Source organism: Paraburkholderia sp. Cpub6 (assembly GCF_014201065.1).
Taxonomy (GTDB): domain Bacteria; phylum Pseudomonadota; class Gammaproteobacteria; order Burkholderiales; family Burkholderiaceae; genus Paraburkholderia; species Paraburkholderia tuberum.
In genome coordinates this window covers 470,464-483,056 of record NZ_JACHDM010000001.1, presented here as the reverse complement: position 1 = coordinate 483,056, position 12,593 = coordinate 470,464, and the positions used below count along the sequence as shown (strand labels likewise).

12 protein-coding genes are annotated in these 12,593 nt (G+C 64.9%); 8 read left to right on the top strand and 4 right to left on the bottom strand.

Annotated elements, in window-relative coordinates; translation table 11 throughout:
* The first annotated feature begins 104 nt into the window (after nucleotides 1–104).
* The 4 genes from HDG33_RS02110 to HDG33_RS02095 all read left to right on the top strand — a co-directional run bounded on the left by HDG33_RS02110 (nucleotide 105) and on the right by HDG33_RS02095 (nucleotide 4,177).
* Nucleotides 105–329 (top strand): glycine zipper 2TM domain-containing protein, encoded by a 225-nt coding sequence (locus tag HDG33_RS02110; protein ID WP_184022029.1) that lies wholly within the window; start codon nucleotides 105–107, stop codon nucleotides 327–329.
* Nucleotides 330–573: 244 nt separating this feature from the next.
* Nucleotides 574–1,065: a hypothetical protein gene (locus HDG33_RS02105; protein ID WP_184022027.1), complete on the top strand. Its 492-nt coding sequence runs from the start codon at nucleotides 574–576 to the stop codon at nucleotides 1,063–1,065.
* Nucleotides 1,066–1,360: 295 nt separating this feature from the next.
* The gene (locus tag HDG33_RS02100; protein ID WP_184022025.1) at nucleotides 1,361–2,959 is read left to right on the top strand and encodes an L-lactate permease; all 1,599 of its coding nucleotides are present in this window, start codon (nucleotides 1,361–1,363) and stop codon (nucleotides 2,957–2,959) included.
* Nucleotides 2,960–3,250: 291 nt separating this feature from the next.
* Entirely contained in the window at nucleotides 3,251–4,177 is a 927-nt protein-coding gene (locus tag HDG33_RS02095) for a DMT family transporter (RefSeq protein WP_260330284.1), read from the top strand.
* 171 nt (nucleotides 4,178–4,348) lie between these two features.
* On the opposite strand, the gene bamC is transcribed toward HDG33_RS02095, so the two are convergent.
* On the bottom strand, nucleotides 4,349–5,584 hold the full coding sequence (gene bamC, locus HDG33_RS02090) for an outer membrane protein assembly factor BamC (protein WP_184022020.1): 1,236 nt from the start codon (nucleotides 5,582–5,584) through the stop codon (nucleotides 4,349–4,351).
* A gap of 398 nt (nucleotides 5,585–5,982) precedes the next feature.
* Between bamC and HDG33_RS02085 the strand changes: the two genes are divergently transcribed.
* A complete protein-coding gene (locus HDG33_RS02085; RefSeq protein WP_184022017.1) occupies nucleotides 5,983–6,447 on the top strand; it encodes a DUF2844 domain-containing protein in 465 nt (154 codons plus the stop codon).
* 69 nt (nucleotides 6,448–6,516) lie between these two features.
* The gene (locus HDG33_RS02080; RefSeq protein ID WP_184022014.1) at nucleotides 6,517–7,785 is read left to right on the top strand and encodes a DUF3443 domain-containing protein; all 1,269 of its coding nucleotides are present in this window, start codon (nucleotides 6,517–6,519) and stop codon (nucleotides 7,783–7,785) included.
* A gap of 49 nt (nucleotides 7,786–7,834) precedes the next feature.
* On the opposite strand, the gene HDG33_RS02075 is transcribed toward HDG33_RS02080, so the two are convergent.
* Nucleotides 7,835–8,287, bottom strand: a complete 453-nt coding sequence (locus tag HDG33_RS02075; RefSeq protein ID WP_184022011.1) for a hypothetical protein — start codon at nucleotides 8,285–8,287, stop codon at nucleotides 7,835–7,837.
* 206 nt (nucleotides 8,288–8,493) lie between these two features.
* On the opposite strand from HDG33_RS02075, the gene HDG33_RS02070 reads away from it, so the two are divergent.
* Nucleotides 8,494–9,120, top strand: a complete 627-nt coding sequence (locus HDG33_RS02070; protein ID WP_184022008.1) for a cadmium resistance transporter — start codon at nucleotides 8,494–8,496, stop codon at nucleotides 9,118–9,120.
* Between the two features lie 99 nt (nucleotides 9,121–9,219).
* On the opposite strand, the gene HDG33_RS02065 is transcribed toward HDG33_RS02070, so the two are convergent.
* A complete protein-coding gene (locus HDG33_RS02065) occupies nucleotides 9,220–9,552 on the bottom strand; it encodes a hypothetical protein (RefSeq protein ID WP_184021997.1) in 333 nt (110 codons plus the stop codon).
* A gap of 398 nt (nucleotides 9,553–9,950) precedes the next feature.
* Between HDG33_RS02065 and leuA the strand changes: the two genes are divergently transcribed.
* A complete protein-coding gene (gene leuA, locus HDG33_RS02060; RefSeq protein ID WP_184021986.1) occupies nucleotides 9,951–11,657 on the top strand; it encodes a 2-isopropylmalate synthase in 1,707 nt (568 codons plus the stop codon).
* A gap of 128 nt (nucleotides 11,658–11,785) precedes the next feature.
* Here the strand turns inward: leuA and HDG33_RS02055 are convergent, their stop codons facing one another.
* Nucleotides 11,786–12,565, bottom strand: coding sequence for an amino acid ABC transporter substrate-binding protein (locus tag HDG33_RS02055; protein WP_184021982.1), 780 nt, complete (start codon nucleotides 12,563–12,565; stop codon nucleotides 11,786–11,788).
* Nucleotides 12,566–12,593 lie beyond the last annotated feature (28 nt).

Sequence of the window (12,593 nt, the reverse complement as noted above, 5' to 3'; positions counted from 1 at the left end):
AGCCCGCCGGCATGGCGGGCTTTTCTATTCCACCGCATCGAGCAGGCACGTTGCGTGCTGAGAGAAGGAAACATCTGTTTCCAACAACGAGCGGAGTCAGCATCATGAAATCGATCCGTCATCTCGGTACTCGTCTTGGTACGGTCACAGCCGCCCTTTCACTTGTCGCGGGTCTCGCGGCATGCGGCGACATGTCCCCACGCACACGCGACACCGCGATCGGCGCGGGTGTCGGCGGCGCCGCTGGCGCGGCGATCGGTGGCAGCGGCCTGTCGACGTTGGGCGGCGCGGCGGTAGGCGGCGTCATCGGTAACCAGGTCGGCAAGTGAGCGGCAAGTGAGCGTTGCGTCCGATGACGCGTCTAACGATTCATACAGGACAGCAAACGATTTTTTCGGACCACGATCCGGACTGCCGAGGGCGGCGGATGCGGTGCGCCCTCGTCCCGACAACGCGCGTGGAAATAGGCTGAAATATGCGGTTGCGGTTTTGCCACAGCGCTGCCGCGGCAAGAGCGTAAGCTCCTCATAACGACGTCGCGCAAGGCGGCATCGGTTCATCGAGGAGCGCGCCATGAAGTCCCGCGTCGTCACCCATCGTTGCGTGGTGCGCCTCTCGACGCCACGCGATTCGTCCAGTTTTTCCGCGAGATTCGCGCGTCCCGCCACCGCGATTTGCGTGCTCGCCTCGAGTCTCTTTTTTGCAGGCTGCTATTACCCCGCCGGCTACTATCCCGCCGGCTATTACCCGTCGTACTATTCGACCGCGCCCGCGACCACAGCCGACCAAACCGCGCCGGCGACCGATCAACAGCAGCCGCCTCAAGCCCAGGCGCAAATGCAGGTCGCACCGCAAGACATGCCGCCCGGTTATGCGGTCCCCGCGCCCGTGTATGCGGCGCCGCCGGTTTATCCCGCCTACTATCCGCCGCCGGCTTATCCTTATCCCGCTTATTACGGCTACCCCGCCTACTACGGACCGTCGATTGCGATCGGCATTGGCGGTTATTGGGGCGGCCATTGGGGCGGTCACGGGGGCGGTCATGGGGGCGGCCACTCGCATTGACCTGTCCTCTTTCGTCGCGGAGCGTGCACGCGCCGGCACTTCAACTGCCGGCGCGCGCGCTTCTTCATGAGTCGTTTTTCCGCGCGTATCGCCCTCCACCGCGCATACCCCGCCCGTACTTTCCCGGCTTGACGCGCCGGTAAGGCGCTCTATCCTTGGAAGGTTTCATGCAGCACCCGCTTAAATCGGGCGACGCCGCTTTGTCGAGGCCACTTGCGAGCGTTCGCCGAATCAGAGCGACGCGCCGTCATGCGCAATCCCCCGCGTCGAATTACACAACAACGAAGGAGACGTGATGTTTCATCAACTACTCACTCCGGTTGGCAATTCGCTTTTTCCGTCGTTCATCGTCGCCGCGCTGCCGATCATCGCCGTGCTCGCGCTGCTCGGCTGGGCGCGCAGGCCCGCGTGGCAAGCGTCGCTCGCGGGACTGATCATCGGTTTGATCGTGGCGATTTTCGTCTGGCAGTTTCCGGTCGGGCTCGCGTTCAACTCGGTCGCGGCTGGCGTCGTGTTCGCGATCTGGCCAGTGATGTGGATCGTGTTCACCGCGATCCTGCTGTACAACATCGCGCAGCGCTCGGGGCGCTTCGAGGCCTTCCGCCTGTGGATGATCGACAACCTGCCGAACGACCGGCGCATCGTGCTCGTCGTGGTCGGCTTTTCGTTCGGCGCGCTGCTCGAGGGCATTTCGGGTTTCGGCACGCCGGTCGCGATCACGAGCTCGCTGCTGATCATGCTCGGCTTTCCGACGCTCGAAGCGCTGACCTTCACGCTGATCTTCAACACCGCGCCGGTCGCGTTCGGCGCGCTCGGCGTGCCGATCACGGTGCTCGGCGCGGTCACCCATCTGCCGTCCGATGTGCTCGGCAAGATGGTCGGGCGGCAATTGCCTTTCTTCGCGGTCCTGCTGCCCTTCTATGTGATCGCCGTGTACGCGGGCTTTCGCAACATGCTGCGGATCTGGCCGGTGCTGCTGGTCTCGGGCCTGAGCTTCGCGCTGACCCAGTTCGTCGTCTCGAACTTCATCAACTACAGCCTGACCGACGTGCTGTCTTCGCTGGTTTCGCTGATCCTCACCGTTGCGTTCCTGCGCGTCTGGAAGCCCGCCGTCGATCCGAAATTCGCGGTCAACGTCGATCGCATCAGCGAGGTGCGCGGCAAGATCGGCGGCGCACAGGGCTGGTATCCGTGGATCATCGTGTCGGTCGTCGTGATCATCTGGACGATCGCGAGGATCTTCACGATCGGCGACATCAAGGTGTCGTGGCCCGGTCTCGACAAGGCCGTGTTCATCACGCTCTACAACACGCCGTACGGCGCGATCTGGGACTTCCAGCCGCTCGCGACCGGTACCGCGATCCTCGTCGCCGCGCTCATCACGGCGTTCGTCGTACGGCTCTCGCCCGCCGAGTTCGGCAAGGCGATCTCCGATACGTGGGTGCAAACGCGCATCGCGATCCTGACCGTGGCAACGATCGTCGGCCTCGCTTACCTGATGAACTACTCGGGACTCACCTACACGCTCGGTCTCGGCGTTGCGTCGGTCGGGCCGCTGTTTCCGCTCGTGTCGGCGTTCCTCGGCTGGGTGGCGGTGTTCCTGTCGGGCAGCGATACGTCGGGCAATGCGCTGTTCGGCAATCTGCAGGTGGTCGCGGCCAACCAGCTCAATCTGAATCCGGTGCTGATGGCGGCGACCAACTCGTCGGGCGGCGTGATGGGCAAGATGATCTCGCCGCAGAACATCGCGACCGGCGTCGCGACCACCGAGTTGAAGGGCAAGGAAGGCGTCGTGTTCGCCAAGACCTTCAAACATTCGATTCTGCTGACGGTGCTGCTTGGCGTGCTCGTCTGGGCGCAGCAGAACGTCCTGCAATGGATGATTCCGCATTGAGGTCGCGCCAGTAACGGTGCAATGCAATTCACATCTTTTCGGACGGCCGCCCGCGCATCGCGGGCGCCGTTTCCGATCCCATTCCCACTGCCGTTCCGCCGATCGCAATTTTTCTCACATATCGGCGAGAATTGCTCGTTTGGCGCGCGCCCTCGCAGCGCTTACCATCGACCTCACCGGACGCGGCCGTCTCCCGGATCTTGCCGTTTCATCCTGTACTGAAACGATTCGCGCGATCGCACTGTTACGATGAGCTGGCGTCCCGACTCAACTGCGCGCGGCGCCATTCCAATGAAAACCAGAAACCTGCTGCAACTGCTGATCCTCGCTGCCCTGTGGGGCGCATCGTTCCTGTTCATCCGCGTCGGCGTGACCGACTTCGGCGTCGCGCCGCTGATGGCGCTGCGCGTCGGCATCGGCGCCCTCTTTCTCGCGATCGTGCTGATCGCGCGACGGCCGCTGCAACAGTCCGCCACCGTGTTGCGCACGCGCGCAGTGCCGCTGCTCGTGGTCGGTATCGTCAATTCGGCGGCACCATTCTGCCTGTTCGCGTATGCCGAGCTGACGCTGTCGGCGGGCGTCACGTCGGTGATCAATGCGTGCGCGCCGCTGTGGGGCGCGCTGGTCGGCTTCCTGTGGCTGCGCGACCGGCTCAGCGCACTGCGCACGCTCGGTCTCGTGGTCGGCTTTCTCGGCGTGCTGATGCTCGTGTGGGATCAGATCGCGGCGCCGGCCGGCTCGGCCGCCTCGCCGCTGAGCGTCGCGCTCGCGGCCGGTGCCGCGCTCGGCGCCACGCTGCTCTACGGCATCGCCGCCAACTACACGAAGCGTCACCTGACTGGCGTCGACGCGCTGACCGTCGCGACCGGCACGATGATCGGCGCGACGATCGTGCTGCTGCCGCTCGCGGTCATCTACTGGCCCGCCGCGCCGATCTCGCTGCGCGCGTGGGGCGCGGTGATCGCGCTCGGCGTCGCCTGTACCGGCATCGCGTACATGCTTTTCTTCCATCTGATCGCGGTCGCCGGGCCGACGCGCGCGATCACCGTGACCTTCGTGATTCCGATCTTCGGCATTCTGTGGGGCGCGTTGTTTCTCGGCGAGACGGTGTCGCCCGGCATGCTCGAAGGGTGCGCGGTGATTCTGGTCGGCACCGCGTTGGCGACCGGCGTAGTCAAGCGCTTGCCGTGGATGGGGACGCGGCGCGCGGATACCTGAGCGCACGGAGTCAATCGGCAACCGCGTCGGGTCGCGGCTTGCCGATCCGGTCACGTTACATCGGCTCACGCGCGCGCCGTTCGCGCGTCAAATGCATAGTCAAAAAAAAACCGCCCGGATTTCTCCGGGCGGTTTCGTCGAACCGCCGGCGTCGGCCGCGAGGCTCTCGTATCAGTGCAGCTGGTCGGCCATCAGGCTCATGATCTGCTTGGCCTGCGAGCTTTCGTCAAGCTGACCCTTGTCGTCGACCACGGCCACGCGGGTCTGGTTCGGCGTCACCGCGCGCACGTTCACGCGATACTGCCTGGCGACCTTCTCCTTCTTGCCGTGGAAGACCTGGCTCCAGAAGCCCTGCTCGGCCGACGACATATCCTTCGGATCGACGTAGCGCACGAAATAGAGGCCGCGGCTCATGTCGCGATCGTCGACCGTGAAATTGCTGCGATCGAGTGCGAGGCCCACGCGCAGCCACGCGCGGTCATACGGCTCGCCGAGCGTGAGTTCGGTCGATGAGAGCTGCGCCGACGTGTTGTTGGCCGAATCCGCGTCCGGCATAGGCGGTTGCGCCGCGAGCGCGACGTTCTGCGCGACAACGGCGGCCGTCGCCGACTTCGCACCCGCCGTCGCGGCGTTCGGCGCGATCTGCGTGCCCGCGGGCGACAGCTCGGCGTTCTGCGTGCCACCCGCGTTGCTACCCGAATCGGCCCGCGCCAGCGAGACCATCAGGCGCTTCAGGTATTCCTGCTCGAGCGCCGGGTCGTTCGGCTTGGGTTGCCACTGGGTCGACTCGTTGTTCGTACCGGTGATCGCCTCACGCATGCCTTTCTGGCTGACGAACACATAGGTGCCGCCCTTCGGCGCCGCTTCGAGACGCGTGCGGAACTTGTTGCGCTCCGAACTCACGTAGCTGTTGCCCATCGCCTTCGACAGCGTGTTGCGGATAAAGCCGTCGTTGATCTGCGCGTGGGTTTCGTTCCAGTCGGTTTCCATCACGCCCTTGTCGCGCTGGTCGACGACGAGCAGGAAGCCCTGCTCCTGCCAGAAGCGGCGGATTTGCGGCCAGGCCTGATCGGGCGTTTTATTGTCGATCACGAGCCAGCTCTCGGTGCCGTCGCGCTGGATGTGGATGCCCTGGACGGGCGGCACGACCGCGACCGCGTCGCCGGCCGGCGCCTGTGCCTGCACCTGTTTCAGCGTGGACAGCGAGGTTTCGCCGCCCTGCGGCGGCAGCGAACGCTGATCGGCCGTCTCGTCGATCATGTTCGGCGGTACGGCAAGCGATACCTGCTTCGAACGGGAGTCGCTCCTATAGTCGATTTTGGTCGGCGACGAGGTGCCGCAGCCGGCGACCAGCCCGCCTGCCATGAGCATTACTGCAAACCGCTTGGTGAGACGAAAATCAGTCATGTTCGGGGAATCCTTCCGCTACGCCACGGCAAGTTTCCGTGGATCAACCCAACATTTTACCGGTCCCGGCGAGGCCTGTGCAAAAACTGGGGTTTGCCCGCGAATCGCCGCATGCCACGGCTACGAAGCGACCACGGGAAAAAAGTCCGCGCCCATCATGCTATTTGCCTTCTTATGAGGTAAATTTAACACTCAATAATACTTTCGAGTTGACCTTGGGAGTATTCCCAAGTCTTTGCCGGAGGCCCGCCGAATAAGGGCTTCCGGTCTGCATGCGGCTTGTTTTTAAACGTGGCGTGCGGTCCTGTCCGCCGCGATGTGCAAAGACCAGAAAAAACCAGCGCTAGATTAATCGAGTTATCTCAATAAAAAATCCGGCGCCAAACGAGGAAGGCCTCATGTCCCAGTCCTGTCTCAATCCATCCGCGATCGCCTCGGCGATCGCCGTCGTCGCGTGCTGCGCGAGCTTCGGCGCGCATGCCGAATTGGGCGGCACGATGCCGAGCCAGGCGGTGTCGGGCGCGAGCGCGCCGCGCACGCTGCTCAATGGCGCACTGCGCGAGCGCACGTGGACCGACGCTGGCAATACGACCATCAACGAATACGCGACCAGCACCGGCCTGATCGTCGCCTACGCGTGGCAAGGCCCGACGATGCCGGATCTGCACGCGCTACTCGGCACATACGGCGACTCGTACAAGACAGGTGCCGCGGCGGCGGCCGGCAGCGGCAATCTGCATTCGTCGCGGGTCACGCGCGCCGACGTGATCGTCGAGTCCGGCGGACCGATGCGCGGCTATGTCGGCCGCGCGTGGCTGCCGGCGGCTTTGCCCGCCGGCGTCACCTCCGACGACATCCAGTAACGCGTGCGCCCCGCACGCGTCGCTCGCGCCCCCTTCACGCCTGAGTTCCACCCGACGGATCGCCACGCCATGAAATCCGCCTTGCGTTTCCATGCCCTGCTTCTGATCGTCTGCGCGGCCCTCGTCGGCTGCGGCGGCGGAGGCGGCAGTTCCTCGTCCAGTTCGTCCGGCTCGGGCTCGACGCCGTCCGCGACTGCGCCGACCTCGTCGACCAGTTCCACGAGCGCGTCGAACACGACGCAGAGCGCGAACGTGCCGCAATCGACCACGCCCAACGTGCAGCTGGTCACGGTCGGCGTATCGCCCGGCAATACGCGCAACATGCTGACGACGAGCGTCACCGTCTGCCAGGCCGGCACCAGCAACTGCGCGACGATCGACGACATCCAGGTCGACACCGGCTCGAACGGCCTGCGCATCCTCGCATCGGCGCTGCCGACGACCCTGTCGCTGCCGACCATCGCCGCGGGCGGCGGCGTGAGCGCCGAATGCGCGGTGTTCGGCAGCGGTTATGCGTGGGGCTCGATCCGCAACGCGGACGTACGCATGGCTGGCCAACAGGCGTCATCGATTCCGATCCAGGTAATCGCCGACAGTGCGCTGCCCGCCGCACCCACCGACTGCGCGAACTCCGGCGCGTCGCTGCTGACGGTGTCGAGCCTGCACTCGAACGGGATCCTCGGCGTGGGCCTGTTCCCGGTCGACTGCGGCAACGGCTGCTCGAACTCCGCATTGCCGCGCTGGTACTACAGCTGCACGACGAGCGGCTGCACCGCAACCGCGCAGCCGCTCGCACAGCAGGTGACCAACCCGGTCAGCAGCTTCCCGCTCGACAACAACGGCGTCGTGATCGACCTGCCGGCCGTCGCCGATGCGGGCGCGGCCAGCGTGTCGGGCTCGTTGATCTTCGGCATCGGCACCCAGTCGAACAACACGCTGACGAGCCCGAACGTCCTGAAGGCGAACGCCGCGACCGGCTACGTGACGACGAACTCGGGCGGTCAGACCTATGCGGTGAGCTATCTCGACAGCGGCTCGAACGGCCTGTTCTTCCACTCGACGCAGTTCCCGTTGTGCGGCTTCTGGTACTGCCCGACTTCGACGCAGTCGGCGAGCGCGTCGATCACCGGCATCGATGGCGTGTCGAGCACGGTGTCATTCGACATAGCCAATTCGAGCACGCTGTTCTCATCGTCGAACAACGCGTTCGACAATCTCGCCGGCAATTCGAGTCAGGGCTTCGGCTGGGGCTTGCCGTTCTTTTACGGCAAACGCATTTACACGGCGATTGCGGCGCGCAATACGCCGGCCGGCCAGGGGCCGTATTACGCGTTCTGAGGTTGATTGGGTTGGATGCGCAGCGATGGCGCGAGACGCGGACGGGAACTCAGCCCGCCGCGCTGGCGGGTTGCGCGGCCGGCGCGGCCGGCGCGGCCAGCTTTGCCGGCGCGAGCCAGCGGAATACCTCCAGCTCTTCGCCGTGGAACGTGCACTCGGCGGCGGCCGGCGTGCTGCCCCTCTTCGGCTCGGCCTGCTTCGCGGCCACGTTGACGTCCGTCGCCGCTTGCGATGCCGATGCCGCGAGCGGCTCGGAGACCGCCACCTCGGACGCGCTTACCCGGTGCTCGATCGTCCCCTCCACCACGACGCGCGAGCCGCGAATCGCGGCCCCGCGATGCGTGACCCGCAGCGTATCCGACGACATCCCCGACGACGCCTCGGCCAGCTTGCTGCGCATCAATTGTTCGCATGCGCTCGAGTTGCGGGTACCGATCGTGCAGGCCGCCAGCAGCGCCGCGGCGCTCGCGACACAGGCGATAGAGAGAAGGCGAATCTTCATCGATGTTCCGTTGTTCCAAGCCTCGGTCATTGTAGCTTACGACCCCATCGCCCGGCTTAGCGGCCGCCGGCCGCTTGACCTTGACGCGGCGCATCGGCATTGTGTTGACCGGTCGCGCCCTCGATGGCGCAGCCGGCAGCCCGGTTGCCCACATTGCGCGGCGAATTCAAAACGACTCTACTCCCGGTAACGATCCCGGCTTCTTCATGCTCAGCCTCGTCCTGCTCGCGATCGTCGCCTACGCCGCGACCAATATCGACAACCTGTTCGTGCTGCTCGGCTTTCTGACCGAAACGGGAGTGGAGCGGCGCCGCGTGGTCGCGGGACAGTACGCGGGCTCTTTGATCCTCGTCGCCGCGGCGCTCGTGCTCGCGGCGTTGCTCACGCGCCTGCCGGCCGGTTATGTGGGCCTGCTCGGCTTGCTGCCGATCGTCGTGGGCCTGCACAAGGCCTGGCAGCGCTTCGGTCCCGGCCACGCGCGGCGCAACGCCAGCGAAGATAGCGAGGACAGCCGCGCAAGCGCCCCGCCATCCGTTCGCGGCTCATCGAGCTGGACCGTCGCGAGCGTCGCCATCGCCAACGGCTCGGACAACCTCGCCGTCTACGTGCCGCTATACGCGAGTCGTACGCCCGCCGAGAACGCGCTGGTTTCGCTCGTGTTCGTCGTGATGATCGGGCTCTGGTGCGCGGGCGCGGCATGGCTGGTCGACCACCCGTTGCTCGGCGCGCCGATCCGGCGATACGGTTCGGCGCTGCTGCCGCTGATCCTGCTCACGATAGGCGTATCGGTGATGGTGAACAGCGATACGTTGCGACTTTGGTCCGGCAGGTGATCAACGCGGGGCGTCGACGAAGACTGCGCGGCACGCAACGGCTTCAGCTTGCCGCCTTCAGCGTCGTAGTCTTCGTCTGCCGATCCTGCTTCGCCAGTCTCAATTCGCCGGCTGGGGCGGTTGCACGTATGTACGCACGCCCGCCAGCGGCGCGCCATAGCCGCCCGCGCTCGCGTTGTTCGGCAAGCCGTTGACCAGTTGCGCACGCGGATCGGTCGGATTCAGATTCAGCTCGCCCGCCTGCTGGTTGCCATGCGTCGGATACTCGCTGCCGCGCGCCGCCTGCGGCATCAGACCTGTACTGTTCTGCGGCGCGTTCATGTCGTTCTGCGCGCTGAGCCCCTGCGCGCCGGCCTGCCCGGCGAACCCACATGCCAACGCCGCGCACGCGCAGATCCTCGCGAGGCCGGATATCTTCGCTACTCTTTTCATGTTCACCTCCTGCTCTGTGAATTGACGACGCCTCGTGAGCTCACCCCTGAATCGAGTGCCGCGCGAGCGTCCCACGGCACCTTCCATGCGAGCGGCCGCTCGCCCCCTTCTGCAGCCGAGCAGGCCGCGGCCCACTCCACCTCGGCCCTTGACGCTTTCTCAATAATATGTTCCCATTGCGCACTATGTACCGCGCCCAGACCACCCTATCGCTACTACTAGCCCGCTCTACCGGGCTAGGTCTGCTGCTGCGCGCGTCCGCTTCTCTCTGATACACCGAAGCATCGCTTGAATCCCCAGTAACTGACCCAGCCCCGGTTTCCGACCGGCGGCCCAGTATCGCGTTTTCGTCGTCCGGTCGACACCCATTCCACGGCCCCCCCCCCCGGATGATGAAAATGTTGAAAAACCCTGCTACCAAGTACCGTTCGTTCAAGCCGATCAATTTGACGGATCGCCAGTGGCCGTCGCGCACCATCACGCGCGCGCCGATCTGGATGAGCACCGATCTGCGCGACGGCAACCAGGCGCTGTTCGAACCGATGAACGCCGAGCGCAAGATGCGCATGTTCAAGACGCTGGTGCAGATTGGCTTCAAGGAAATCGAAGTCGCGTTTCCGTCGGCGTCGCAGACCGATTTCAACTTCGTGCGCGAGCTGATCGAGGGCGGCCATATTCCCGACGACGTGACGATCGAAGTGCTCACGCAGGCGCGCGACGATCTGATCGAGCGTACTTTCGCATCGTTGCGCGGCGCCCCGCGCGCGATCGTCCATCTGTACAACGCGACCGCGCCGGAATTCCGCAAGATCGTGTTCGGCCTCGAAAAGAGCGGCGTGATCGAACTCGCGCAGAAGGCCGCGCGCACGATGAAGCGCCTCGCCGACGCGCAACCGGACACGCACTTCACGCTGCAATACAGCCCGGAAGTGTTCAGCGGCACCGAACTCGAATTCGCGAAGGAAGTCTGCGACGCGGTGTTCGACATCTGGCAACCGACGCCCGAGCACAAGGCGATCGTCAATCTGCCGGCCACCGTCGAAATGGCCACGCCGAACGTCTACGCCGACCAGATCGAATGGATGCACCGCAATCTCGCGCGTCGCGACTCGCTGATCGTCTCCGTCCACCCGCATAACGACCGCGGCACGGCCGTCGCGGCCGCGGAGCTCGCGGTGATGGCGGGCGCGGATCGCGTCGAAGGTTGTCTGTTCGGCAACGGCGAGCGCACCGGCAACGTCGACCTCGTCACGCTCGCGTTGAACCTGTACACGCAGGGCGTCGACCCCGAGCTCGATTTCTCGAACATCAACGAAGTCGCGCGCACGGCCGAGGAATGCACGCAGTTGCCGGTGCATCCGCGTCATCCGTATGTCGGCGATCTCGTCTTCACCGCGTTCTCGGGCTCGCACCAGGACGCGATCAAGAAGGGCTTCGCCGCGCAGAAGCCGGACGCGATCTGGGAAGTGCCGTACATGCCGATCGATCCGAGCGACCTCGGCCGAACCTACGACTCCGTGATTCGCGTGAACAGCCAGTCGGGCAAGGGCGGTATCGCGTACCTGCTCGAGCAGAGCTACGGCGTCGTGTTGCCGCGCCGTCTGCAGGTCGATTTCAGCTCGGCCGTGCAGCGCTTCACCGACCAGAGCGGCCAGGAAGTCACGCCCGCGCAGATCTGGGAACTGTTCCAGCAGGAATACGTGCGCACGGCCGAGCCGGTCCGCTATATCAGCCACAGCCTGTCCGAGCATGACGGCCGCGAGCACATCAAGCTCAACGTCGAAATCAACGGCACGCCGCGCGTGCTGGGCGGCTCCGGCAACGGCCCGCTCGACGCGCTGATGCACGCCTTCGACGTGCCCGTGCGCATCCAGCACTACGAGGAACGCGCGCTCACGCAGGGCGCCGATGCGCGCGCGATCGCGATCGCCGAAATGGCCGGCACCGATGTGGCCGGCAGCGCGTTCGGCGTCGGTGTCGATGCGAACCTGATCACCGCGTCGATCCGCGCGGTGATCAGCGGCGTGAACCGCGCGTATGCACGCGTGAACACGGATGCCCAGGAGCGCTTCTTCGACGCCGCGCTGAGCGACGCGACGGTGTGAGGCCAGCGTCTGCCGCGTTGAACGTGCGGCACGCCGCATGTTCGACGGGCTGACGACAACGAAGAAGGGGCGTTTCGACGCCCCTTCTTTTTTAATGTGGATTTATCCGCGTCAACGTCGGCCGACGGTCAATGAAACACGTCCCGGCCGAAGTACTTCAGCGAAATCCGCTGATACGTACCGTCTTTTCTCATGCCGGCGAGCGCGTCGTCGATCGCCAGGCGCAGCTTTGGATTGCCCTTGCGGATCAGTACGGCCGACTTGTCGCTGTTATCGGGCGACGTATCGACCGCGACGACCTTGATCCTCGCCTCGGGCTCGCGCTTCCTGTAGTCGAGAAACGACAATGAATCGTTGACGGTCGCGTCGACGCGGCCCGCGACGAGCAGCTCGATCGATTCGTCGAAGCCCTGCGCCGGAATCACCTGCGCGCCGTGCGCGGCCGCGATCCTGCCGACGTTGCTGGTCAGCGTATTGGCCGATTTGCGGCCCTTCAGGTCGTCGAAAGATTTGATCGTCGTGTTGTCCGATGCGACGATCAGCACCGCGTGCGACGTGATGTACGGGTCCGAGTAATCGTATTTGAGCTTGCGCTCGTCGGTGATCGCGACCTCGTTGATCACCGCGTCGTAGCGATTGATGTCGAGACCGCCGACCAGTCCTTCCCATTTGCCTTCGATGAATTGCGGCTTGACGCCGAGACGCTGCGCGATCGCGCTCCCAATCTCGACGTCGAAGCCGGTCAGCTTGCCCGCGTCGTCGTGGTAGGTGAACGGGGCGTACGTACCTTCGGTGCCGATCCGGAACACGCCCGATGCCTTGATCCGCGCGAGATCGTCGGCGCTAGCCGGATGCGCCAGTGCTGCCTGCAACAGCGCAATCATCGCAAGTGAACGAATCGGCTTCATCGGACGGCTCCGTCTGAGTGCCTGCGCA

Bases quoted from the DNA above. Each gene is read 5' to 3' on its own strand.
- HDG33_RS02110 (WP_184022029.1), top strand. From the start codon at position 105: ATGAAATCGATCCGTCATCTCGGTACTCGTCTTGGTACGGTCACAGCC.
- HDG33_RS02105 (WP_184022027.1), top strand. From the start codon at position 574: ATGAAGTCCCGCGTCGTCACCCATCGTTGCGTGGTGCGCCTCTCGACG.
- HDG33_RS02100 (WP_184022025.1), top strand. From the start codon at position 1,361: ATGTTTCATCAACTACTCACTCCGGTTGGCAATTCGCTTTTTCCGTCG.
- HDG33_RS02095 (WP_260330284.1), top strand. From the start codon at position 3,251: ATGAAAACCAGAAACCTGCTGCAACTGCTGATCCTCGCTGCCCTGTGG.
- bamC (WP_184022020.1), bottom strand. From the start codon at position 5,584: ATGACTGATTTTCGTCTCACCAAGCGGTTTGCAGTAATGCTCATGGCA.
- HDG33_RS02085 (WP_184022017.1), top strand. From the start codon at position 5,983: ATGTCCCAGTCCTGTCTCAATCCATCCGCGATCGCCTCGGCGATCGCC.
- HDG33_RS02080 (WP_184022014.1), top strand. From the start codon at position 6,517: ATGAAATCCGCCTTGCGTTTCCATGCCCTGCTTCTGATCGTCTGCGCG.
- HDG33_RS02075 (WP_184022011.1), bottom strand. From the start codon at position 8,287: ATGAAGATTCGCCTTCTCTCTATCGCCTGTGTCGCGAGCGCCGCGGCG.
- HDG33_RS02070 (WP_184022008.1), top strand. From the start codon at position 8,494: ATGCTCAGCCTCGTCCTGCTCGCGATCGTCGCCTACGCCGCGACCAAT.
- HDG33_RS02065 (WP_184021997.1), bottom strand. From the start codon at position 9,552: ATGAAAAGAGTAGCGAAGATATCCGGCCTCGCGAGGATCTGCGCGTGC.
- leuA (WP_184021986.1), top strand. From the start codon at position 9,951: ATGTTGAAAAACCCTGCTACCAAGTACCGTTCGTTCAAGCCGATCAAT.
- HDG33_RS02055 (WP_184021982.1), bottom strand. From the start codon at position 12,565: ATGAAGCCGATTCGTTCACTTGCGATGATTGCGCTGTTGCAGGCAGCA.